19 protein-coding genes are annotated in these 25,220 nt (G+C 30.9%); 9 read left to right on the top strand and 10 right to left on the bottom strand.

Annotated elements, in window-relative coordinates; genetic code table 11:
* Positions 1–95 precede the first annotated feature (95 nt).
* The 5 genes from JOC70_RS11625 to JOC70_RS11605 all read right to left on the bottom strand — a co-directional run bounded on the left by JOC70_RS11625 (position 96) and on the right by JOC70_RS11605 (position 3,243).
* On the bottom strand, positions 96–836 hold the full coding sequence (locus JOC70_RS11625; protein WP_204599054.1) for an MFS transporter: 741 nt from the start codon (positions 834–836) through the stop codon (positions 96–98).
* Positions 837–854: 18 nt separating this feature from the next.
* Entirely contained in the window at positions 855–1,049 is a 195-nt protein-coding gene (locus JOC70_RS11620) for a hypothetical protein (RefSeq protein WP_204599053.1), read from the bottom strand.
* Between the two features lie 11 nt (positions 1,050–1,060).
* Complete coding sequence (locus tag JOC70_RS11615) at positions 1,061–1,753, bottom strand: ABC transporter permease (RefSeq protein WP_204599052.1); 693 nt, start codon at positions 1,751–1,753, stop codon at positions 1,061–1,063.
* Positions 1,750–2,496, bottom strand: coding sequence for an ABC transporter ATP-binding protein (locus JOC70_RS11610; RefSeq protein ID WP_204599051.1), 747 nt, complete (start codon positions 2,494–2,496; stop codon positions 1,750–1,752). Before JOC70_RS11610 ends, JOC70_RS11615 begins: the two co-directional genes overlap by 4 nt.
* A gap of 105 nt (positions 2,497–2,601) precedes the next feature.
* On the bottom strand, positions 2,602–3,243 hold the full coding sequence (locus JOC70_RS11605; protein WP_204599050.1) for a TetR/AcrR family transcriptional regulator: 642 nt from the start codon (positions 3,241–3,243) through the stop codon (positions 2,602–2,604).
* A gap of 280 nt (positions 3,244–3,523) precedes the next feature.
* Here JOC70_RS11605 and addA point away from each other — a divergent pair, with 280 nt between their 5' ends.
* Positions 3,524–7,294, top strand: coding sequence for a helicase-exonuclease AddAB subunit AddA (addA, locus tag JOC70_RS11600; RefSeq protein WP_204599049.1), 3,771 nt, complete (start codon positions 3,524–3,526; stop codon positions 7,292–7,294).
* Positions 7,295–7,374: 80 nt separating this feature from the next.
* Positions 7,375–8,325: an L-lactate dehydrogenase gene (locus JOC70_RS11595; protein ID WP_204599048.1), complete on the top strand. Its 951-nt coding sequence runs from the start codon at positions 7,375–7,377 to the stop codon at positions 8,323–8,325.
* 201 nt (positions 8,326–8,526) lie between these two features.
* Here the strand turns inward: JOC70_RS11595 and JOC70_RS11590 are convergent, their stop codons facing one another.
* Complete coding sequence (locus JOC70_RS11590; RefSeq protein WP_204599047.1) at positions 8,527–9,417, bottom strand: patatin-like phospholipase family protein; 891 nt, start codon at positions 9,415–9,417, stop codon at positions 8,527–8,529.
* A 177-nt stretch (positions 9,418–9,594) separates the two neighbouring features.
* Here JOC70_RS11590 and pepT point away from each other — a divergent pair, with 177 nt between their 5' ends.
* The 4 genes from pepT to JOC70_RS11570 all read left to right on the top strand — a co-directional run bounded on the left by pepT (position 9,595) and on the right by JOC70_RS11570 (position 17,593).
* Positions 9,595–10,821 (top strand): peptidase T, encoded by a 1,227-nt coding sequence (gene pepT, locus JOC70_RS11585; RefSeq protein WP_204599046.1) that lies wholly within the window; start codon positions 9,595–9,597, stop codon positions 10,819–10,821.
* Between the two features lie 192 nt (positions 10,822–11,013).
* Positions 11,014–12,012, top strand: coding sequence for a sensor histidine kinase (locus JOC70_RS11580; RefSeq protein WP_204599045.1), 999 nt, complete (start codon positions 11,014–11,016; stop codon positions 12,010–12,012).
* Between the two features lie 840 nt (positions 12,013–12,852).
* Positions 12,853–14,067 carry an exonuclease SbcCD subunit D gene (locus JOC70_RS11575; protein WP_204599044.1) on the top strand — a complete coding sequence of 405 codons (1,215 nt, stop codon included), beginning with the start codon at positions 12,853–12,855 and terminating at the stop codon, positions 14,065–14,067.
* Complete coding sequence (locus JOC70_RS11570; protein WP_204599043.1) at positions 14,057–17,593, top strand: AAA family ATPase; 3,537 nt, start codon at positions 14,057–14,059, stop codon at positions 17,591–17,593. Before JOC70_RS11575 ends, JOC70_RS11570 begins: the two co-directional genes overlap by 11 nt.
* A 155-nt stretch (positions 17,594–17,748) precedes the next feature.
* Here the strand turns inward: JOC70_RS11570 and JOC70_RS11565 are convergent, their stop codons facing one another.
* Together JOC70_RS11565 and JOC70_RS11560 are read right to left on the bottom strand one after the other, a co-directional pair.
* The gene (locus tag JOC70_RS11565; protein WP_204599042.1) at positions 17,749–18,549 is read right to left on the bottom strand and encodes a putative ABC transporter permease; all 801 of its coding nucleotides are present in this window, start codon (positions 18,547–18,549) and stop codon (positions 17,749–17,751) included.
* A gap of 18 nt (positions 18,550–18,567) precedes the next feature.
* Positions 18,568–19,908, bottom strand: coding sequence for a PAS domain-containing sensor histidine kinase (locus tag JOC70_RS11560; protein ID WP_204599041.1), 1,341 nt, complete (start codon positions 19,906–19,908; stop codon positions 18,568–18,570).
* A 211-nt stretch (positions 19,909–20,119) separates the two neighbouring features.
* On the opposite strand from JOC70_RS11560, the gene cobC reads away from it, so the two are divergent.
* The 3 genes from cobC to cobS are packed head-to-tail and all read left to right on the top strand — an operon-like array spanning position 20,120 to position 22,123.
* Positions 20,120–20,713 (top strand): alpha-ribazole phosphatase, encoded by a 594-nt coding sequence (gene cobC, locus JOC70_RS11555; protein ID WP_204599040.1) that lies wholly within the window; start codon positions 20,120–20,122, stop codon positions 20,711–20,713.
* Positions 20,714–20,732: 19 nt separating this feature from the next.
* Positions 20,733–21,314, top strand: a complete 582-nt coding sequence (gene cobU, locus JOC70_RS11550) for a bifunctional adenosylcobinamide kinase/adenosylcobinamide-phosphate guanylyltransferase (RefSeq protein ID WP_204599039.1) — start codon at positions 20,733–20,735, stop codon at positions 21,312–21,314.
* Positions 21,315–21,364: 50 nt separating this feature from the next.
* Positions 21,365–22,123 carry an adenosylcobinamide-GDP ribazoletransferase gene (gene cobS, locus JOC70_RS11545; RefSeq protein ID WP_204599038.1) on the top strand — a complete coding sequence of 253 codons (759 nt, stop codon included), beginning with the start codon at positions 21,365–21,367 and terminating at the stop codon, positions 22,121–22,123.
* A 49-nt stretch (positions 22,124–22,172) separates the two neighbouring features.
* Here cobS and JOC70_RS11540 read toward each other — a convergent pair whose 3' ends face one another.
* Complete coding sequence (locus tag JOC70_RS11540) at positions 22,173–23,138, bottom strand: polyprenyl synthetase family protein (RefSeq protein ID WP_204599037.1); 966 nt, start codon at positions 23,136–23,138, stop codon at positions 22,173–22,175.
* Positions 23,139–23,254: 116 nt separating this feature from the next.
* Positions 23,255–25,120 carry an FAD-dependent oxidoreductase gene (locus JOC70_RS11535; protein ID WP_204599036.1) on the bottom strand — a complete coding sequence of 622 codons (1,866 nt, stop codon included), beginning with the start codon at positions 25,118–25,120 and terminating at the stop codon, positions 23,255–23,257.
* Positions 25,121–25,220: the final 100 nt, after the last annotated feature.

The raw sequence follows: 25,220 nt of genomic DNA, 5'->3' as shown, positions 1-25,220 counted from the left end.
ACAAATTTTTAGTATGTTACTATTATATAGGATAGACTTATGATTTGTCATGTAGGAAAGATAGGTATAGGGATACTCCTCTGTAAAAAGTATATCTATACCTGTTTTATATTCATTTTATGTAGATGAAGATACTTTTCCACTTGGAGTTTAGAACTATGCACAAGTAGCATTGGATTTTTTAATAAGTTGAAAATAAACTGCATACTAACAAGAAAGTCGTATTTTATGATATGTAGAATACTTTCTTTATTGTTTCTTCTGGTAAAGTTCAAACTAATAAAGCATTCAAATAATGCAGTGAGAAAGAAACTTACAATACTCACAAACATGATAGGCTTCAATCCGAACAGGGGATACAGGATGCTGCTAAGGATTGGAGAAATCAAATTTGCAATAGCCGCAATTTGATTCACAACAGCGTTGGCCCGGATGATATTATCGCCCGTGTGTATCTGAGGAACGCAGGCTTGAACGGTAGGTGATTCAAATGCTCCAAGAATAGAAAGGGCAATCAGTATAAATGTAGTCGTTAGAATGGAATTTTGTTCAGAGAAGAAAAACGCTGCAACAAGTATGATTGCCCCCGAAATGAAGTCCAGGGCAATCATAATATTTCTACGATTTGCCCGGTCAGCAAGAATCCCACCAAATGGGGAGAGTAAAATTGTTGGTATCATCGCAATTGCCAAAATCGAAGCAAAAATTGTTGCGGAACCTGTAAGCTCCAAGATAAACATTGATAAAGCAAACTTCAAGATATAATTTCCAAATAATGATGAGTTTTGTCCTAAAACTAAGAGAATAAAATTCTTTGTAAATAAATTTTGGCTCATTATAGCAATCCTTTGGCATTATAGTAATTGTATTATTTTTGATATAATTGTGACTGCTCCAAGGAATACCAAGAAAATCCACCATGATTTTTCTTTCTTCTTAAAATAAAAGCCTAATACAATTAATATGATACTTAAGAAAATGCTCATAATTGTGCCTACAAATATAACCTGAGGTAGAATATTATTTATTTGATTTATAATGTTTTTCATATTAGTTCCTCCTAAAGTACGATATCTTCTTTTAATATCTTTTTAATTGATATATACGCAGTTAAAATACCCGAAAGACCAAGTAGAATTGAAATCGGTAATATGTTAATCATTCTCGTCCCATCACTTAAACCAGAGCTTACAGTTATGCTTACAATTGCAATAGAACTAACTACGGTAGCAACCGTTGATTTATTTAACATTCCAATATACAAAGGTGCCATTCCCATTGCGATGGCAGTAATTGTAGTCATGCTAATTTGTAAAATCTCTAAAGCAGAAATTTGGTATTTGATAAATGGAATCAGTTGGCTTAACCACCAAAACAAACCATTTTGCAGTATTTGAGAAAAAATCATAGCACTCGAGATAAGTGCAAAAATCAAAAGCAATTTACTTAATAGAATCATTTGGCGCTTTATAGGATAGCTAAATAAAACAAGCACCGTTTTACTTCTAAATTCTTCTACAATCAAAATTGCAATAAGTACAGATTGCCATACTGTAAAGACTGATTTTACTAAAGTATCAATAACAGAAACTGTCATGATTTGAGGTATCATTTGCCCATCTGAAAAGGAAACAGTAAGTGTCGTCATAAGTACCACGAGTACAATTCCAAAGTTTGCAAGCAGTACTCGCTTAAAGAAATTTCTTGGCCCTATTTTTTTAATTTCGATTTGTATCAGTTGTTTATAATTCATTTTTTAGGTCTCCTTTCAAAACTATTTTTCAGCAAAACTTCAACAAAGTAGTTTTCTAAGTTAAAGTCCGTGTGCTGGAATTCTTCTTTTGATATTTCAGCAATAAATTGTCCTTCTTGCATAATTCCAACCACATCTGCGATTTTTTCAATTTCGTTTATGATATGACTACTAATCAAAATCGTGATATTCCTTTCTTGATTTAGTTTAAACAAAAGGTTTCTGATTTCAATGATCCCCTTAGGATCAACCCCATTGATTGGTTCATCTAATATCAGTAATTCTGGTTCACATAATAATGACCTGCCGATTGCCAAACGCTGCTTCATGCCTAATGAAAGTTCTTTGATGTTTCTTTTTTCAATGCCAGGGACGCCAACTAAATCCAAGGTTTCAGAAATCTTTTCTTTATAATTTTTATTTAAATAACTGCAATGCACAGATAAATTTTCTTCTACAGTTAAATTAGAATAGAATACGGGAGTCTCAATAAGACTACCTATTTTCGATAAGTATTCTTTGTTCTCACTAGATATATCAACTCCTAATACTTGTATTTCTCCAGCAGTAGGCTTTAATAATCCAATCAAGACTTTCATTAAAGTTGTTTTACCTGCTCCATTAGCCCCTAATAATCCGTAAATTTTTCCATAGGGAATAGTCATAGAACAATTTTTAATTACTTCTTGGTGATTAAATGTTTTTACTAAGTTTTTTACAAGAACTGCATTTGCACAATTCATACAAAATACCTCCTTTTATACATTGAATCTTATTTTGATGCAATTTAAATACATTCCAAAGGTATGTATATGTTTAAAAATAAAATTGCCACTTATAAGGCAATTTTATTTTATGAAGTCTACTGCTGCTGTTTTGCAGAGCGACAATAACTCGTCATCAAAAACCGGTATACCAATTCCGTCAAAAACGGTTCTGACAATGTTTATTTTTTCTAAGATTTCTTCTTGTGTGGCGGGAAAAATCGAGGGTGTTAACCAAAAATTTGTCAGTAAAACAAACATCTCGGATAGAGACTTTGAATACTTTGCCTTTATAGAACCATCTTGTATTCCCTCGTCAAATAACTCTTTTAAAAGAGGCGCTACAATATTGATTTGGTTATCTAACAAATTGGCTAAAAACCTTGGATTCTTTACTAATGGAATTGTAGCAGTATCAACCATATGTTTTTCTGTATCTGTAACTGATAGCTTTAATACTGTGCGAAGTTTCTCTAATCCATTCATTGTTTGGTGATTTCTTACTTTTTCAAACGGATTATTGTTGTTAAAGATATTTTTTCCTAACGCAGTAATAATATCTTCTTTGGATTTAAAATGATGATATATAGCACCTTTTGTTAGTCCTCCCAATTCATCCACAATATCTTGAATTGTTGTTTGCTCATAGCCTTTTTCTAAAAATAGCTTTAACGCAACATCCAATATCTTGCTTACGGTTACTTCTGGATACTTGTTACGAGCCATTTTATTTCATCCTTTCTGTTAACATTCTCTTGGTATGTATTCATATTAACATGGGGAGAGATTTAAGTCAATATACATTCTTAAAGTATGAATTATGTTTTTATGGAAATTGCAATTAATGACTAATGTATTGTATTTGGATAAAACTATTGATATGTACAAAGTTATATATATCCCATTTTGTGTTAAAATATAAACATAACAAAATACAATAATCACTAACCATTAAGTGGTAAGTTTTAAATATTAAATATTAGCTATAAAACGAGGAGGATACAAAGTGGGGGAAACTAAGTGGACGAAAGAACAGGAAAGTGCCATATACACTAAGGGTTGTAATCTTTTGGTTGCAGCAGCGGCGGGTTCTGGTAAAACCGCGGTGCTAGTAGAAAGAATAATAAAAAAAATAACGGATAAAGAAAATCCCATGGATATAGATAAACTTTTAGTTGTTACATTTACAAATGCAGCAGCGGCGGAAATGAAGGAAAGAATAGGGGAGGCCATTACAAAGGAACTGGATAAAGATCCAGATTCTAAGGTGCTTCAAAGACAGTTAACGCTTTTAAGTAAGGCTAATATAACTACAATACATTCCTTTTGTTTAAATGTAATAAGAAATAACTTTCATATTTTAGATATAGACCCATCCTTTAGAGTTGCAGATGAAACAGAAACAATTTTACTAAAACAGGAAGCATTAGATGAAATATTTGATGAAAGTTACGAAGAAGATAAGGTAACTTCTGAATTTTTAAGTCTTGTGGAATCTTATGGTGGAAGAGACGATAAAAAGGTTATGGAAATGGTAGAGAATCTTTATCATTTTTCTCAAAGTATGCCTTGGCCTGAAAGCTGGCTTGAAGAGGCAGTTGAAGTTTTTAATGTAGAAGAAGATTTCAAGCTTGAAAACACTACTTGGGCAGATATCTTAGTAGAAAATATAAAAATAGAGCTTGAGGGACTTAAAAACAGGTTAAAAAAGGCAGTTAATATGCTAGAAGAAGATAAATCCTTAAATCCTTACAAAGAAATTATTAACGAAGATTTAAATTTTGTAGAAGATCTTATAAAGGAAGAAAGTTTTGGAGGTATGTCCGAAAAGATATTTTTATATTCACATTCAATGCTGCCTCGTAAAAAGCTAGATGAATATTTAAAAGAAATAAAAGAAAAGGCTGTTAAAGTAAGAAATGATGTAAAAGACAAGCTAAAGGGTATAAGAGAGAGTTATTTCCTGGGACATGAGGATATAAAAAGTCAACTTCAAGGTTTGTACCCAAGAATGAAGGTTTTGAAAAAATTAGTAATAAACTTTAGTATGAGATATGCTGAAAAAAAGATAGAAAAAAATATAATAGATTTTAATGATATAGAACATTTTTGCCTTTATATACTTACACAATTTACGGGAAATAATGGGATTATTCCCTCATCTATAGCCGTTGAGTATAGAAGGAAATTTGAAGAAGTACTAGTTGATGAATACCAAGATAGTAACTTGGTTCAAGAGGTTATATTAAATTCAGTATCACGGCAGCCTAATATGGAATTACAAGAGTCTAAATTAACTGTGCCAAATTTATTTATGGTAGGCGATGTAAAACAAAGTATCTACCGTTTTAGACAAGCAAAACCAGAGCTTTTTCTAGAAAAGTATAATACCTATAACGAAGGTGAAGGAGAAAATAGAAAGATAAAGTTATTTAAAAACTTTAGAAGTAGGGAAAATGTCATATATGGAGTAAATTTCATATTTAAGCAAATAATGTCCGAAAATCTAGGGGAGCTTGACTATACTGATGAGGAAGCTTTAAATCCAGGAGCATATTATCCAGAGCCTGAGGAAGATATGAATTACGCAGGAGCGGTAGAACTTCATCTTATGGAAAAAAACTCTCCTAAAAATCAAAGTACACTAGAAGGAGAAGATGTAGAAGAAGAAACAGAAGAGGATGCTCCAGATAATATTAAGCTTGAAGCAAATATGGTATGCAAAATAATAAAAAATCTTATGAGCTCAAGTGAAAATCCGTATATGGTATGGGATAAAAATATAAATAGTTATAGAAGACTTCAATATAGAGATATAGTAATACTTATGAGAGCTACTAAAAGCTATGCTCCAACATTTACAGAAGAAATGAATAATACAGGGATACCAGTGTTTGCAGATTCGACTTCAGGTTATTTTGAAACATCAGAGGTAAAAACAATACTTGCTCTTCTCCAAGTTATAGATAACCCAAGGCAGGATATTCCTTTACTAGCAGTTTTGAGAAGTCCTATATTTTCTTTTTCAGCAGAAGAGATAATAGACGTAAGGCTTATAAATAAGGAATTAAGTTTTTATGAAATAATAAACAACATAGTTAGCGTTGATGATATAGAGGCAATAGAGGAAAAAGATAACATTAGAGCTTTAAACAAAGAACTTATTAAAAAGATAGAATATTTTCATAAAAAACTTGAAAAATGGAGAGATAGAGTTGTAAATTATCCTTTAGATCAATTTATATGGTCCCTATACACAGAAACTGGTTACTATGGTTATGTCGGAGCAATGCCTGGAGGAATTCAAAGACAAGCAAATTTAAGAGTATTATTTGAAAGAGCAAAGCAATATGAGAGCACAAGTTACAGAGGATTATTTAATTTTATAAGTTTCATGAATAAACTTCGCTACAGCAGTGGGGATATGGGAAGTGCAAAAATAATTGGAGAAAATGAAGATGTAGTAAGGATTATGAGTATTCATAAGAGTAAGGGATTGGAATTTCCTGTGGTAATACTGGCGGGTTCTGGTAAGCAATTTAATCTCCAAGATACTAAAAAAAGTATGCTTTTTCATCATCAGCTTGGATTTGGACCAGAATATGTGGATTTAGAAAAAAGAGTATCCTATGATACTATAATGAAGGAAGTCATAAAAAAGAAAATTAATTTAGAAACACTTTCTGAAGAATTAAGAATTTTATATGTTGCATTTACAAGGGCTAAGGAGAAATTAATCATCACTGGAATGGTTAAGGACTTAGATAAAACTCTTGTGAAATGGTTTGATAAAGCCCAAGATGAAGGAGAAAAAATACCTACTTATGCAGTAATGGAGGGCAAAAGTTATTTGGATTGGATAGTGCCACCATTAACTCGTCATGGTGATTGCAGGTGTTTATTAGAAAGAATAGGACTTGATATTTCTTCAAGTCATTGGTTTACGGATAATTCTCATTGGAAAATAAATATATGGAGCAAGGAAGATTTTAAAGAAGAAATAATAGAAAGAGAAGAAAGAGACATATTAAAAGAACTTGAGATTTTTTCAGGAACTGAAGAAATAAGTAAGTTCAAAGCTGAAATAGAACGAAGACTCCAGTTTTTGTATCCTTATAAAGAGGCTTCCATTATACCTGCAAAATTTTCAGTATCAGAAATTAAAAGAAGATTTTCGCCTTTAGATGAGGAAAATTCTCAGGATATGTTTAAATCAGTTATACTTAAAAAGCCACTATTTCTAGAAAAGATAAAAAAATTTACAGGAGCAGAAAAAGGAACTTTTATGCACCTTGTAATGCAACATCTAGATATAGCTAATACTGAAGGTATAGAAGATATAAGAAGGCAAATAAATTTAATGTTAATGGAGGAGTTTTTAACCGAGGAGCAGGCAGAATCCATAAATATTTATAAAATACTTGAATTTTTAAAAAGTGATTTAGGACAGAGAATGAAGAAGTCTACTAAAGTAAAAAGAGAACTTCCTTTTTATATAGAAATACCAAGCAGTGAGCTTTATAAAGAACTTCCTTCTGATATATATAAGGATGAGAAGATACTTATACAAGGAGTGATAGATGCATTCTTTGAGGAAGAAGATGAATTAGTACTTTTGGATTATAAGACGGATTATGTAGAAGAAGTAGAAGAATTTAAGAAAAAATATTCCCTTCAGTTAAAATATTATAAAAGAGCTTTGGAAAAAATAACAGAAAAGAAAGTTAAAGAAGTTTATATTTATTCATTTCACAGGGAAGAAAATTATAAAATGTAACAAATGTTACTGGATAATAATTATTAACATGTTATAATATACCTAATTTAGAGAGAAAATATAAACTAGAGGTGAATATTATGAAAAAAAATACTATAAAAGTTTCTATAATAGGTGCAGGTTTCGTTGGTTCTACTACTGCATATGCATTGATGATGGAAGGATTAGCTTCAGAAATAGTAATTGTTGATATAAATAAAGAAAAGGCCGTAGGGGAAGTTATGGACTTAGCTCACGGAATTCCCTTTGTAAAACCTGTGGATATACTTGCAGGAGACTATAAGGATACAAAGGACTCAGATATTGTAATTATAACAGCAGGAGCAGGACCAAAGCCAGGAGAAACAAGACTTGATTTAATAGATAAGAATTATAAAATATTTAAATCAATGGTACCTGAAATAGTAAAATATAGTCCTAACTCAATATTACTTGTGGTTTCAAACCCTGTGGATATTTTAACATATGTAACCTATAAGCTTTCAGGATTTCCACCTGAAAGAGTAATTGGTTCAGGCACTGTACTTGATAGTTCAAGATTTAGATATCTCTTAAGTAAGCATTTCAATGTAGATGTAAGAAATGTTCATTCTTATATATTAGGAGAACATGGTGATTCTGAAATAGCTGCTTGGAGTTTGACTAACATAGCAGGGATAGATGTAGATAACTATTGCAAATGCATATGCAAAAATTGTGACGGAAACTTTAAGATGGGTATTCTTGATCAAGTAAGAAATGCAGCATATGAAATACTAGATAGAAAAGGATATACTTCTTATGCAGTAGCGTTAGCGGTTGTAAGAATAGTGGAAGCAATACTTAGAGATGAAAACTCAATACTTACAGTATCCACCTTGCTAAAGGGGCAATATGGTATTGAAGATGTATATATGGGAGTGCCTACAGTAGTGGGAGATACTGGTGCAAAAAGGATACTTGAAGTAAACTTAAATGAAGAAGAAAAAGGAAACTTAAAAGAATCTTCAGCAGTATTAAAGGAAAGTCTTAGCGAAATAAAATTTCAGTAAAGTAAAGGTGCTAGGTACTAGGGCTGACTGGACAGTAAGCTAGTAACCAGTTACCAGCAGTTATAAGGTAGGTGCTAGGTACTAGGAGAGGTTGAAATTTTACTGCAGTAAAATTCTATTAAACATATTGATATTGAAATATCAATAAAATATAATCCCCTAGTCCCTAGTCCCTAGTCCCTAGTCCCTAGTCCCTAGTCCCTAAGAATTTCTCATTTCGAGAAATTCTTGAGCACTTCTATAGCCTGACCGATAAAGGTTTAGGCTTTTTTCTTTGGTAATATCAAATTCTTTAGAGTCTACATCCTCTATAGGAATTAAAATGGAACGTTTAAGATTTTCCTCCTTTACCCAGTCATCTTCTATGTTTTGACTTCTGATGGTGTCAGCCATATCGAATAAAAGAGAAAGAGGGTCAGTTTTACCTAGAGCCGTATAACTTACCTTAGATATTTTGAATTTAAATCCTAATGTGGAAATGGAAGTATTCATACTATCGAATATAGTTATTGGGTAATTACAGCAAAGTGAGCCATCTACTATGAAACTTACTCCATCTTTATGGTTCAGTTCAACAGGTTTAAAATAAAAAGGTATGCTGCAGCTCATTCTAACAGCCTTAGCAATAGGAAAACTGTCGGGATCTATGCCGTATTGAGGCAAATCATCAGGTAAAATTATCAGCCTTTTTTTAGTTATATCAGAAGCTATTATTTTTAAGATACATCCATTCTTACTTTTTAAATCCCCAAATGTAGTTATACCTTTTTCTTTAAGTAACTTATCCATCCATTCTTCTAAATAATCTCCTGAATATATACCCTTATCTTTAAAAAAGCTTATAGCTTTAGTGACCATAGTTTTTTTTATAAGCGTGTCACTATCTATAAATTTAAGAAAGTTTACATTTATAAGTAAATCTTTTAATTCTTTAGAAGTATAACCTGAGCAAACTAAAGAGGCTATTAAAGAACCTGCAGAGGTACCAGCAGCATTTTCCCATATATGTCCCTGTTTTTCTAAACATGACAGAGCACCGACAAAGGCAATAGCTCGAAGTCCTCCTCCTTCAAAAACAGCGTTAAACTTCATTTCATCACTTCCTCTTAAATATGCTATCAATATATTTATATGCTTATTAAATTGTTAAGTTTCAATTATAAATTATTAATCTGTAAATTTATTTTAGGATTCTTTGATTTTATTTGGCTAAATTGGTAAAATAGGTTTATGTTAACTAGAAATTATAAATAAGGAGCGTGAATATAAATGAAAGAAGTAGTAGAAAGATTTTTAAAATATGTGAAGTTTGATACAAAATCAGATGAAGAATCGGGAGTTACTCCAAGTTCAGAAGGCCAAAAGATTTTTGCAAAGGAACTTGGCAGAGAGCTTGAAAGTTTAGGATTTACAAATGTAACAGTGGATGAAAATTTTTATGTAATGGCTGAAATTCCTTCAAATATAGATAAACAGGTTCCAGTAGTAGGATTTATAGCGCACATGGATACAAGTCCGGATATGAGTGGAAAAGATGTAAACCCTAAGTTTGTAGAAAACTATGATGGGGGGGATATAGTTTTAAATAAGGAAAACAATATAGTGCTAATGCCAAGTGAATTTCCAGATCTTAAAAACTATATAGGTAAAACATTAATTACAACTGATGGAACAACACTTTTAGGCGCAGATGATAAGGCAGGAATTGCGGAAATAGTTACTGCCATGAGGTATTTAATAGATAATCCTCAGATTCCACATGGTACTATAAAAGTGGCTTTTACTCCAGATGAGGAAATTGGAGAGGGTGCAAATCATTTTGATGTGGAAAAATTCAATGCACATTTTGCATACACTGTGGATGGAGGAGCTATAGGGGAGTTAGAGTATGAAAACTTTAACGCTGCTTCAGCAAAGGTAACTATCAAAGGAAGAAATGTTCATCCAGGCACTGCTAAAAATGCTATGGTAAATTCTGCCCTTATAGCTGCAGAATTTATGAGAGGTCTTCCTCAAAATGAAGTTCCAGAAAACACAGAAGGATATGAAGGATTTTATCACTTAACTTCTATAAAGGGAGATGTAGAATCTACTGAACTTAGCTATATAATAAGAGATTTTGATAAAGAAAGTTTTGAAAAAAGAAAAAATTTCATACAACAAATAGCAAATAAGATAAATGAAAAGTATGGAAAAGAGCTTGTATCTTTAAAAGTAAGAGATCAGTATTATAATATGAAGGAAAAAGTTGAGCCTTCTAAATATATAGTAGACATTGCTCATGAAGCCATGATAGAGGCAGGAGTAATTCCAAAGGTAACTCCTATAAGGGGAGGAACAGATGGCGCTAGATTATCCTTTATGGGATTACCTACGCCAAACTTTTTTACAGGCGGACATAACTTTCATGGAAAATATGAATTTATACCTGTAGAATCTATGGAAAAGGCAGTAGAAGTAATACTTAAGGTAGTAGAAAAAACAACTAAACTCTAGCCTATAATATTTTAATAAAATTATATTTCTAGAAAAACATTAATCATAGAAGGGTTAATGTTTTTCTTTTTTTTATTATTTGTATTAAGTGTAAAAAATAACAATTATTTTGAAAAAATATGTTGTAATTTGTTGAAAAAGTAAAAAAACAATGTTAATATTAAACTATGAAAGCAAAAGGGAGTTGAAATCATGGAAACTTTAGAAGGTTGGCTTGCCAAGCAGGATATTTATACGGTTTTAATGTTTATAATTTTTATTTTTGCAATAATTATGCTTATAATTAATATATATAAAAGAAAAAAAGCTGAAAAAATGCTTATAAAAACTCAACAGCTTTTAGATGAAGTTAGAGTACAGGATGAGATTACAACGGAGTTTTTCACCAATGTATCACATGAACTTAGAACTCCCTTAAATGTAATGCTTAGCAGTGTACAACTCATAGAACTTTACATACAAAAGGGAATGATAAAAGAAGAAGGCGTAAGTTTGCATAAAAAAATAGATGTAATTAAGCAAAATTCATTAAGACTTTTAAAACTTATAAATAACTTAATAGATATGACGAAAATGAATTCGGGTTTTTATGAATTACAACTTAAAAATTGTAATATAGTATCTGTAGTAGAAGAAAGTGTATTGTCCATGATAGAATATGTGGAAAGTAGAAATATAGAGTGCATTTTCGATACAGAAGTAGAGGAAATGTATATGAATTGTGACCCTGAAAAAATTGAGAGGGTAATGCTTAATTTATTGTCTAATGCAGCTAAGTTTACTCCTAAGCATGGAAAAATATATGTAAATGTTTATCAAGGAAAAGATAAAGTTGAAATTAGTGTTAAAGATACGGGGATAGGTATCGCAAAGGATAAACAAAAAATAATATTTGATAGATTTAAGCAAATAGAAGGAGCGGCAAGAGATAGTAAAGATAAAGGCAGCGGTTTAGGACTTTATTTAGTGAAATCAATGGTAGAACTTCATAATGGAAATATTAAACTAAAAAGTGAACTAGGAAAAGGAAGCGAATTTATAATAACGTTTCCTATAGAGAATATTAATGAAATTCATAATGAAATTGATAGAGAACCTGGTAAAGACGTGGAGCCCGAGTGGGCAAATTATGAAAAAAATGAATTATCAGGGCTCGAACTTTCAGATTTACTTAGTGGAAATGTCAAATAAGAAAGAACAGGTAACCCCTGTTCTTTCTTATTTGACAATATTTTTAGATATTCTTAATATTTACAAAATGTTTTGTAATGAACTGTAATACGAAATATCTTGCAATATAATATAAACGTGATATACTAATACATATACTAAAACAGGTTAACATAATATTAGAGAGAGGTGACATTGAATGAAAGACGAAAAGATATTTAACTTAACACAAGACGTTATAGACGAATGTTTAGAAGAAAGCATGGAAAAGCCAGAAGAAGAAAACTCTGCTTATAAAAGAAGCGCCTAATAAAATTTTTAGGAAGGGGTAAAAGCCATAGGAGGTTAATCTCCCATGGTTAAATATATGATAAAATATAGTTTATCAAAAAATAAATAAAAAACTTCCAAGCTTAATTACTGTATGGAAGTTTTTTATTTATTTTTTGAGGTTAAAAAAGGGATGCCGTGAAGGGCATCCCTGAAAAATCTATGCAAGTATTTATTATCATATTAAATATATTAAGTTAACACCATGAAAAACAACTAAATAGGCATCTTAATATTGCAAAAATTATCGCAATAATTATAATCCACCATATAAAGCACCATATCCACCAGCAGCACCACATAAATTTCACCTCCTCTTTAAAAGACCGAGGCTATTATCCAAGGTTATTATATTATATGAAGATACATGCAGCTTTGATACTACAATAGTTCGCTAGAAAAAGAAATATAAGTTTAGTATAATTAGGATAAATAATAGTTTGAGAATTCAATGTGAATATAGATATGAATTAGAATCATAAAAGTAGAAATAAAGAGATGTTCAAATACTTAAGATTGGAAGGGATAAGATTGCGAATACTTCATACATCAGATTGGCATCTGGGAAAAAGTTTAGAAGGATATAGCCGTTTAGAAGAGCAGGAGTTGTTTTTAGAGGACTTTATAGAAGTTGTAGAAAAAAATGAAGTAGATTTGGTAATAATTGCAGGAGATATATATGATAATTCAAATCCTCCCGCTAGGGCAGAAAATTTATTTTATAGAGCACTTAATAGAATTTCTCAAGGGGGGAAAAGAGGAATACTTGTAATTTCAGGTAATCATGATAATCCGGAAAGGCTTGTTGCTGCAAATCCTTTAGCTAAGGAACAGGGAATTATAATGGTTGGACTTCCTAAAAGTGTAGTACCTGTGGGAACTTACGGTGAAATGGAAGTGATAGACTCCTGCGAGGGATGTATAGAGATTAAGATAAAGGATGAAAAAGCAGTTATTATAACTCTTCCTTACCCTAGTGAAAAAAGATTAAATGAGATTATCTCTGATAATCAAGAAGATGAACTTAGAAGAAGGGATTACTCAGAAAAGGTAGGGCAAATCTTAGAAGACTTATCCTGTAAGTTCAGAGACGATACTATAAATATAATAGTTTCTCATCTATTTATAAGGGGAGGAGAAGGAAGTGACTCTGAAAGGCCTATTGAGCTTGGTGGAACTTTAGCAGTAGATATAAATAAGTTTCCTAAAAATGCTCAATATGCAGCATTAGGACATCTTCATAAGCCTCAAAGAGTTAAAGGAGTAGATTATCCTGTATATTACTCAGGTTCTCCTCTTCAATATAGCAAAAGTGAGATAAACTATGCTAAATGTCTTTATATAGTGGATGTAAAGCCTAAAAAAGAAGCAAAGATAGAAACTATTATGATAAATACATACAAGCCAATTGAAATATGGAAGTGCAGCGGAATAGAAGAAGCTATAAAGAAATGTGAGGAAAATTCATTAAGAGAAGTCTGGGTATACTTGGAAATAACTATGGATACTTTTTTATCCCAAGAAGATATAAAAACTCTTAGAGAGTTAAAAAGGGATATTGTAGAAATAAAACCTAAAATAAAAAGTGAAGTTGAAGATGAAATTGCATTTGAAAGCTTAAAGGAAAAATCCATGGATGAAATATTTAAGGAGTTTTATATAAACCAAAGAGGGGTAGAGCCTGATAGTGAAGTTATGGATTTGTTTTTAAGTATAATACAGGGAGATGAAGAAGATGAAGCCTAAAAGACTTAAGATAAAGGGATTAAATAGCTTTATAGAAGAGCAGGATATCTATTTTGATCAGCTTGTGGAAAGAGGGCTTTTTGGAATATTTGGACCCACAGGAAGTGGTAAATCCACAATATTAGATGCTATAACCTTATCTTTGTATGGTTCGATTGCTAGAGGAAGCAATGAGTATATAAACAGCTTTTCAGAAGATATGTATGTATATTATGAGTTTCAGGTGCTGAATGAAGGCGAAAGAAAAACCTACAGCGTGGAGAGAATTATAAAAAGAGAGAAAAAGGATAGAAATAAATATAAAACTTCATCCTCAAGATTGGTATATATTAAAGATGATGAAAGGGAGATAGTAGCAGAAGGGGTTAGGAGTGTAGAAGAAAGTATAAAATCCATAATAGGCCTTACATTAGATGATTTTACTCGTTCTGTGGTTCTTCCCCAGGGTAAGTTTAGTGAATTTTTAAAGCTTACTGGAAGAGAAAGACGTGATATGCTTGAGAGAATATTCCTTCTTGAAAGTTACGGGAAAAATCTTTCTGAAAAGATAAAAAAGGTTAGGGTAAAGACATATACAAAGCTTCAACAGCTTGAGGGTCAACTTAAAAGTTTTGAAGGAATATCAAAGGAAAGATATCATTATTTAAAAGAAAAAATGGATTTGCTTCATGTGGAAGAAAAAAGGTTAAGCTTGGATAAATCAGCTGCTGAAAATCATTATGAAAAATATAAGAAAATTTGGGAGCTTCAAAAGGAGCTTAATGGGTATTTAGAAAAGCTTCAAATTGTTAAAGAAAAAGAGAAAGAAATAAATTTAAAAAAATATAAATGGGATAGGGGCATAAGGGCTTCTAAAGTAAAGCCATTTCTTGAAAGTGTAATAGATACAGAAGAAAAGCTGGAAAAGAATAAAGTTAATATAGAAGGCTTAAGTACACAACTTAATTTAAAGGAAGTAATGCTAAGGAAATTAGAAGATAAATATAATTATGCACTAGATGAAAAAAATTGTAAACTTCCGATTTTAATTAAAAAGGAATCAGATCTTTTAATAGCTAAAGATAGGCGGGAGAAGTTAAATATTATAATAAAAGATAGGGATGCGCTGCAAATAGAATGGAAAAAACGAGGAGCTGAGAAAAGTTTAAATGAAGATGAACTAAAAAAGACAAATAAAGATACAGAGCTTATAAAATTAAACATTGAAAGTTTGGAAAAGGATATAAGCAGCTTAAAAGTTCAAGGTGAGTTTAAGGAAAATGTACAAGAAGGAGCTTTAAAGGAGAGAGAACTAAAGGAATTATCTAAAAGATTCCAAGATGTAAAGGATAAGTTAAATTTAAAAAAAGATGAGCTTAAAAAGCTTACTAAGCATTATGATGTTTCAAAGAAGAAGGAAGAAGAATTATTTCAAGCATTAAGGTTATTTCAAAAGGAAATGCAGGAACTTGAAAATTTAAATCCTGGAGATGAAAGTGCTTTATTATCTTTAAAGGAAAAAAGATATTTAAAAAACCAAAAACTTGAGGAAACGCTAAAACAACAAGGAAAGAAATGTGAGCTGGAAGGTAGATTGAAGCCTTTTATAGAACAGAGAGCTTTACTAGAAAGTAAATTGGAAAAGCTTATGGCAAGTCTTAATATAAAGGAGAATGAACTTAAAAAAAATAAAAATGATATAGAAAAATATAAAAAGAAAAACATGGCGTCTATTTTAGCTGAAGAAATTGAAGAGGGAGAGGCCTGCCCAGTATGCGGCTCTATTCACCATCCATCTTTAGCAGGAAGCACTTCCTTGGATAAATTAGAATATTTAGCTAATACTGAGGAGGAGCTTAAAGAAATAGTTAGTCTTTTGCAAAATGACAAAATAAAGCTTGAAGGAGAATTGTTTCAGGTTAAGCTTAATGAAGACAATATAAATGAGCAGTTAAGAGAATGTATAAGTAATTTAAAGGATATAAAAATTGAAGAAATTCAGCAGGAATTAAATAAGCTTAATGATGAAGCTCAAGGTTTAGATAAATCTATTAAGGAATATAAAACTAAAAAGGAAATAATAGAAAATAAAATAAATGGACTAAAAGAAGAAAAGTTAACTAGTGAAAAATCCATAATCACATTGGAGGAAAAGATTAACTCATCAAAACTTTCTATAGATGAAATTAACTCTGAAATTATTGGATTGCAGGAAAAGCATATAAAGCTAAAAGAGCAGTGGAGCAATATTATAAAGGAATTAAATGTAGAAAGCTTAATAAAGGAATTAGAACACATAAATAAAAAAGATAAAGAAAGAGAAAGTAAAGAAGTTTTACTTAAAGAAGAAAGAAATAAATTAGAAAATTTTCAAGCTAAAAGGACTGAGTTAGAAGTTAAGTTAAATGAAATTAAAAATGCAATGGGAGTTATAACCCAAAGTGGAGTGGAAAAAACAAACTTTATAAAGGCTGAAGAGACAGAAATAAATAGGTTTTCTGAGGGAAGAAATATTGAGGAATATATAAAAGAAGTAAAAAGCAAAATAGAGCTTATAAATAAAGCTGAAAAGGAGCTTAGGAAGTCCCTTGAAAAAGAAAAGACTGAAAAACAGTTTATTCAAGAAAGAAAATGGGGAGAAGAGCAGTTAGGAGAAAGCCTTAATGGATCTTTAAAAAGCTATCAGTTAAAATTAAATGAATCTCTTATAGAAAATGAATTTGTAACCATAGGAGATGCTAGAGATTCTTTGGTGGAAGTTAAGGAAATGGAAAGGCTAAAGAATGCTGTTGAATCATTTGAGGAGGAGTTTAAAAATACCATAAATAACATAGAGAGAGTTAATGAAAGGCTAAATGGAGAAAGTATTGAAGAAGAAAAATGGCTTCAAATTATACAGAATAAAGAGGAAAAATCGAAACTTTTAACCTCAAAGATAAAGGAAATAGCTGCTTTGGAAAAAGAACTTCAAGACATGGAAAAAGCGCTAAAAAGTGTTGATGATTTATTAGAAGTTCAAAAGAAAATAAAGCATAAATTAAGTATTATTCAGGACATAGAAAAGCTAGTGGAAGGGAATAAATTTGTGGAGTTTGCAGCAACGCATCATCTAAAGTATATAGCCTTGGAATCCTCTAAGAGACTTAAGGAAATAACAGGAGATAGATATGCACTTCAGCTTGACCCGAATAGCAATTTTGTTATAAGGGATGATAATAATGGTGGGAGCATAAGAAGCACAGCTACACTTTCAGGGGGAGAAACATTCGTTACCTCGCTTGCCCTTGCGCTTGCATTATCTTCTCAGATTCAGTTAAAGGGAAGTACGCCGCTTGAGTTTTTCTTCTTAGATGAAGGATTTGGAACTTTGGATAATACACTTTTAGAAGTGGTTATGACATCTCTTGAAAGATTAAGAAGCAGTAGATTAAGTGTAGGAATAATAAGCCATGTGGAAGAGCTTAAAAATAGAGTGCCTGTAAAACTTATAGTAGAGCCTCCAGTATCGGGAACCGGTGGAAGTAAGGTAAGAATTGAGTACAGCTAAATTCTTAATGTAGAATTTGGAGTATGGGATTTACATATAGGAAGACAGTTTACTGTTTTTTACGATGTAAATTCCATACTATATCCAACATTAAAAAATGTGCAACTTTTATAGAGATTAGTGATTCGAACGTAGAGGCTAGGATTTAGAAGGAATTATTTTTTTCCATGAATTTTCTCCACTATATCCTTCAGCACTCCATTAAATCTCTTAGATTTAAATTCAGGGAAGGCATTGCGGATTCTTGAAGATCTCTTAATGGCTTTAGATATTATATATTCATATCGAGTTTTTAATTCAGCTATTAAATCCTCTGAGTCAGTATCAATTTGTTTGTTCCTTCTTAGTGATTTTATATGAAAGTTTAAGTTTTCTAGCCTCTCTTTTATTTCTAAGTTTATATTATGAAGCTCTTTAAATAATGAATGCATATGAATTACTTCTATTAAACTAGCTGTAAAATCTGAAATAAAATATGCAAGTAATGCAGAAAAAATCCAAGTTCCAATTGGGAAAGGAATCCACTTTATAATGAAGTCTACAGTTGGATGAATTATTTTTAATATAAAAACTGAAAGTAATCCCCAATATATTGAGAATTCCAAGCAAATTCTACCTTTTATATTATATTTTCTATTGTTATAATCCCACCAACTACTATGAAATAAGGTTTCTAAAATATACCCGGTAAAGTATTCTAAAAGTGAAGTAAGTATAATAGAGAATATAAATAGCGCAAATACATTATTAATAAAAGGTTTTAGAAATATTATCAAAAATATAGTTCCAAAGCCATAAATAGGACAAAAGGGCCCCTTTAAGAACCCCCTGTTTATAAAACAGTCATTTTTAATAGTAGCATATATGGTTTCTAGAACCCAACCTAAAAAAGCATATACAGTGAAGTATAAAAATAGATAATAAATATTGTGGTTTATTAAATTTAGCTCACTCATAAATAGCTCCTTGTAGGATTATTTATATATATCTGAAAATTCTATGCTTATTCTTTCAACTAAGTTATCACTTAAATTATTTTCATACATGTTAACTTTTTCACTTGTTAGTATTGCAGGAAGTGTGATTATAAATTCGCAACCTTCACCAAATGTGCTTTTAACATCTATCTCCCCACCATGAAGCTCGACTAAAGATTTTACTAGGGAAAGACCTATGCCACTGCCGTCTTTATTTCTTTCTAAAGTTCTATCAACTTGAGAAAATCTTTCAAATATGAGCTCTAATTTATCTTCGGGAATTCCAACTCCAGTATCTTTAACATATAACTTAACTTTATCTCCTAAATCCTTTAAGGTTACCATAATGCAGCCACCAGGATTAGTAAATTTTAATGCATTGGATATTAAGTTTAATACTATTCTCTCAATTTTTTCAGGATCACAAGATATTATCTTTTCTTCTACATCAGTATCGAATATAAGGTTAATGGATTTATCCTCCACATAACTAGCTATGGATAGTGTTATATTTTCAACTACACTTACGATATTATAATTGGAGCAAGATAGCTTATAATAACCAGCTTCCAATTTAGTTATATCTATTAAATTATTTATTATTTTAATAAGCCTAAATGAATTTTGTTTTATGCTATTATAATAAGTTTCTTTTTTATCATGATGCATTGAAAGTTGTCCGTACAAATCCATAGTTAAAAGTTGTGTAGCACTTAATATTACATTAATAGGAGTTCTAAGTTCGTGAGATATATTTGCAAAAAATTCCGTTTCCATTTTATCTATTTCTTGAAGCTTTTTAAGGAGTTTATCTTCTTTCTCTATTTTTTCAGATAGTTCCTTTAAAAGTTCTTTATCTGTTACATCTTTCACAAGTATCAAAGTCCAATGTTCATTTTTTTTCTGAGATGGACAAAATTCTATTTCAACCTTTCTAAGGCTACCTTGATTATTTATAAATTTATGGCAAAAAGAGCATAGAGGAGTGGAATCATAAGATTCAGAAGGTAAATATTTATTGATAGTTTTATCTTGAATAAAGCATTCAATATCTGGAATTTTCTCCAAAAAAGGAAAAACATTAAAAAGGGATGAGTTTACTACATCTCTTCTATGCATTCCTGTAATTTTACTCATGGTATTGTTCCAAATAACTATATTAAAATTTTCATCTATGACAGTAATGCCCACATTTGTATGTGTTAAAAGTGATTCTAAAAGAGATGCATTAAATTTATCCATTAAAAAGTTGGATGATACTACTTCTATAATATCATCATTGGAAGGCATACTTGAATTTAAATGTGTCTTATTTTTAGAAATTTGTACCTTCAACATGAATAATTGACTCCCTTCATAAATCGAAATCCGCTAAATATACTTAAGTATTCTATAAAAGTGCAAAAAATCCTTCATCTAAACATATATAATATTAAAAAACTATGTATTTTTATAAGACATTATTTGCAATGCACTACAATAAGTGCTATATTTTTATTAGTTTCATAATATTAAATTGTATTTATAAGTAATATTAGAGGTGAAAGTGTTGAATATATATCTTTTAAGGCATGGAGAAACAGAACAAAATTCAAAAAGATTTTACTATGGTAACTTAGATGTTGATATTACGGATAAGGGAATAAAACAAATAGAGTATATAAATAATGAAATTAGAAATATAGACTTTGATAAAATATATGTAAGTAATATGAAAAGAGCAATATCTACTGCAAGTATTGTATCAAAAGATAAGAACATACTGTGTATAAAAGATAAAAGATTAAATGAAATGAATCTAGGAGTATTTGAAGGAAAGAGCTATGAGCATATACAAAAGGAATATCCGATAGAATTTCAAAAGTGGTCAGACGATTGGAAGTATTATGCACCTCCAGATGGCGAAACCTATGTAGAGTTTTATGAAAGAGTAAAAGAATTTTTTCAAGAAATACTGAAACTTGAAGATAAAAATATACTTCTAGTAACCCATGGCGGGGTAATCAGATCTATACTTACTTATGTTATGGGAGAAAATTTAGATGTATTTTGGAAATTTGGTTCAAAAAATGGTGATCTAACATTAGTGAAATATGAGTATGAAAATTTATACATAGATTCTATTATTCATGCAGATATATAAAGTTTAGGAGGAAGTTAGTATGGAACAGGGAAAAATAATATTAGTTACAGGTGGAGCAAGAAGTGGAAAAAGCACCTTTGCAGAAAACTTATTAAAAGATAAGGATGACGTGTTATACATTGCAACATCAGTTATAACGGATGAAGAAATGCAGGATAGAGTTATAAAGCATAAGGAAAGAAGAAATCCTAAGTGGGGCACTTTAGAGGGATATAAAAATCTTGCAGAGAAAATTGAAGATTTTGATAATAAATACATGCTTTTAGATTGTGTGACAGTAATGACTACAAATACATTATTTGATCAGGAACAGGGGCTGCTTTCCATAGGACTTGATAATAACTTTGATTTTATATCTATGGAGGATGTGGATAAAATAACCGCACGTTTAAAGGAAGAATTTAAAAAATTAATAGAAAAATCACGAGAGTTGAATAGAACTTTAGTGTTAGTTACAAATGAAGTTGGATGGAGCTTAGTTCCAGAATATAAGCTTGGGAGAATATTTAGAGATACTGCAGGTTTTATAAATCAATACATAGGAAGCTTAAGTGATGAGGTTTATCTTGTATGCTGTGGGCAGCCATTAAAAATTAAGTAATAGATAATAGTGAATAAATATTAATTAAATTTATATTGCAGGTGAATAGGATGAAAGAGTATATATATGATTTTTTATTGATGGTTCAGTTTTTAACAAGGCTTCCTGTAAAAAGAAGTCTTCCTTGTGAGGCTAAAAATTTTAGAGATGGAGCAGCTATGTTGCCTTTAGTAGGATTATTAGTTGGAGGAATACAGTGGATAGTATACTATGGATGTATAAGGCTATTTACTGTAGAGGTAACTACTGTTTTAACTTTAGCAGTAGGGGTGCTTATAATGGGATGCCTTCATCAGGATGGGTTTGGAGACATATTTGATGGTTTCTTTTCATTTAAAGGTGATAAAGATAAAATAATAGAAATAATGAAGGATAGCCGTATAGGAACCTTTGCCTCCGTAGCACTTATGTTTGACATTTTATCAAGATATGCAGCACTAAATTTTATAATACTTAAGGGGTGGCATTTTGTAATAATAATTGCGCCAGTTATCAGTAGATGTACATTAGTATTTTTATTTTTAATAGGTAAAAATGCTAAGAAAAATGGGACAGGTAATTTGTTTATAGGTAATGTAAGTATATGGCATTTTATAATAAGCTTCATTGTTACTATAGCACTTTCAATAGTATTTATAGGAGTTAAAAGTACTATTATAGTAATACCTGTAGCCTTTATAGTCACCTTGCTATTTTTAAAACTTTGTAATAATAAAATAGGAGGAATTACTGGAGATTGCTTAGGGGCAAATAATGAATTTGTGGAGATTGCAATTTTAATAGCCTTTACCGCTATTTTAAAAGTATAAAAAAAGGACAATATTCAATAAGGATATTGTCCTTTTGGTTAAGTGCTTATTAATATTCTCTTGTAAGAAGTTTTTCGGCAAGTTCTTTTAAAACTATCTTATAAGGATTTTCTGGAAGGCTATTTATTAATTTAAAGGCCTTTTTTGTATATTTATCAGCAAGTTCTATTGATTTATTTACGCCGTCATATTTATTTACCAACATAAATATATCCCTTATATCTTGATCTGAAAAGAAATCTTTTTTAAAATAGGGATCAAAGTCCTCTTTATTATTTAATGCAGCATAAATAAGTGGTAATGTAAATATTCCTTGTTTTATATCATTTGCTGCAGATTTTTTTATTGATTCATCTGTTCCGACATAGTCTAAAGTATCATCTATAATTTGGAATGACATTCCAATATTATGTCCTATCTTCCACAATTTCCTAGAAAGAGCATCGCTACAACCACTTTCAGCAGCTCCGATATATAATGATAGTGAAAATAGTTCAGCGGTTTTACCAGAAACTCTGCTTAAGTAGCTTTTTACGGAAAGCTCAGTATCAAATCTTGAACTCAATTGATCTATTTCGCCCAAGCAAATTCTTGACATGGAATTACTATCTACTTTTATATTTTTAAGAGATGACATTGAGGCTAAAATCTTAAAGCAAACGCAAAATAAAAAGTCACCTATATAAACTGCATAATCCTTACCATACTTTGATTGAATTGTTGGTTGACCTCGTCTGATTTTAGAATCATCTACAATATCATCATGAACTAAAGTAGCCATGTGCATCATTTCCATTACAGCAGCTAAGGATGTAGCTTTATTAGAATCATAGTTACCAAAATGTGAAGAAATAAGCACAAATGCTGGACGCAGCATTTTTCCACCAGAGTGAATTAAATCTCTTATGGAAGTTTCTATTTTTTTATTTTTGCATTTAGTGTTTTTCTCCATAATTGAAATTACAGAAGCTAATTCGGTTTTTATCTCTTCATATTCATTCCAGATTTTATCCATATAATCAGTCCTCTACATTAAATATCAACTTATAACTTATAAATAGTTAGAAGGTAGAGTGAAACTCACTCTACCTATTGTTAGCTTTAATTATTTATTTTATATATTATTTCACATTATTTTTGTTTGTAAACAGGTACTCTTTTTCCAAGCCACCAGTTACCCACTACTTTATTTATCCATGGAATTACCCAGTAATCTAAGCCGAAAGTCCTACCAGCTCCACCCATTAGTGCAATAGCACCAAAGAAGTACCAAAGTATATCCCAGCCAGCCATTGCTGAAAGGATAAAATTAACAACCATGAATGCTGATGCAGCACTTGCTAAGAATGTAAATAATCCAGCAAGTAAAGCAAGTCCAACACCTACTTCAATAAGAACAACCATTCTCTGAAACCAAACAGCCATCTCAGGATTTGGGATCATAACCTTCATAACTGCAGCATAAAAGCTTGGCATACTGCTTAATATTGGTGTTGGCATAGCGGCAGCACTACCTTCGGCAGTTGCTGAAGCTCCAGAATTAGCTGATGTGTATAACCATTCAAAAGGCATTTTTATATTCCCTGACATAATCCAGCTGTCTGTATTTGGTCCATACATTAATGATTTAAATCCTTCTTTTGCCCAAGTATCTTCACCGATGAATTTCTTTAAGCCCTCAAGTAACCAAATACAACCCATAAACAATCTTAGTGGAACAAGCCATAATCTATTTGCCTTTGAGGATAAATGTCCTCTCATTATACTTCTCTTATCTTCCATGGAGAAGAATTCATGAATTAAATAATGATAGCAAGCATTAATATTATTTACCCCCCATAGATAGTGAAGGTTAACTAGATGTTTCATTACCATTGCAAAGAATCCGGCTAATTTCATACCTGAAAGATTGGCAACGCAGTATCTTCCACCAATTGAAACCATAAAACCATGATATTTTCCATTGTATTTTGTCATTTCTTTCTTTTCTATTGATGCTACTATATTATTAACTACTGTACCACCAGTTTGAAGTGCTGCTTCAACTATTTGAGGGTTTACACCACAGGAACCCCCTTCATTATAAGCAATATCACCAACTACAAATACATTTTCTTTGTTAGCTGCTTGCAAATATTCGTTGGAAACTAGTCTGCCAGCACGGCCACTTTCTAATCCATATTCTTTTGATTCTTGATTAGCTTGTATACCGCAAGTCCAAATAAGAGTTTGAGTTGGAATTTCCTTTCCATTTTTTAGTCTTATACTATTTGAACCTACTTCAACTATTGGAGAGTTCTTTAAAAGTTCGATTCCATGTTTAGTCATATACTTTTCAGCTTTATCTGCTTGCTGTCTATCAAGCATGTTTAAAATAGTAGACATTGCTTCTACAACTAAGAGTTTAACTTCCTTTTCATCAACATTATATTCTTCAGCTAGTTTAGTTTTCCATTCAAGAAGTTCTCCAGCCATTTCAATTCCAGTAAATCCAGAACCAGCTACTACAAAAGTAAGCATTTCATGCCTTTTCTTTTCATTTCTTTCTTTTGAAGCTTTTTCAAACATTGATTGGATATGGCTTCTTATTTTTATCGCGTCTTCAAATGACCAAAGTGTAAATCCATTTTCCTTTACTCCTGGTACTCCAAAGAATGCAGGTTCTGAACCAGTACCTATTACAAGATAATCATACTCATATTTGCTATAAGTAGTAGTTACAACTTTTTTATCAGTATTTACATTTTCTATATAATCTGTAACCACATTAACCTTTGTCCTACTAAAAATCTTACTAAGTTCAATTTGGACTGATTCAGGATGAACTCTTCCTCCTGCAACTTCATGAAGTTCTGTCATTAAAGTATGAAAAGGATTTTTATCAATTAATGTTATTTCTACAGAATTATCTTTTTTATACTTTTTAGCTAGTTTTTTTGCTACATGTACGCCACTATATCCAGCGCCTAAAATTAGTATTTTTGTATTGGTCGACATTTAATCACCTCTTTAATATATTCATAATTAATTACCCTTATAAATAAATTTTATATCTAAATTAAGAATATGTCTACATCCTTAACTACATATATATGAT

The sequence above is a fragment of the Clostridium pascui genome (assembly GCF_016908015.1).
In the GTDB taxonomy this organism is placed as follows: Bacteria; Bacillota; Clostridia; order Clostridiales; family Clostridiaceae; genus Clostridium_AK; species Clostridium_AK pascui.
The sequence above is the reverse complement of the archived record's forward strand: the minus strand, read 5'-3'. Positions and strand labels throughout refer to the sequence as shown.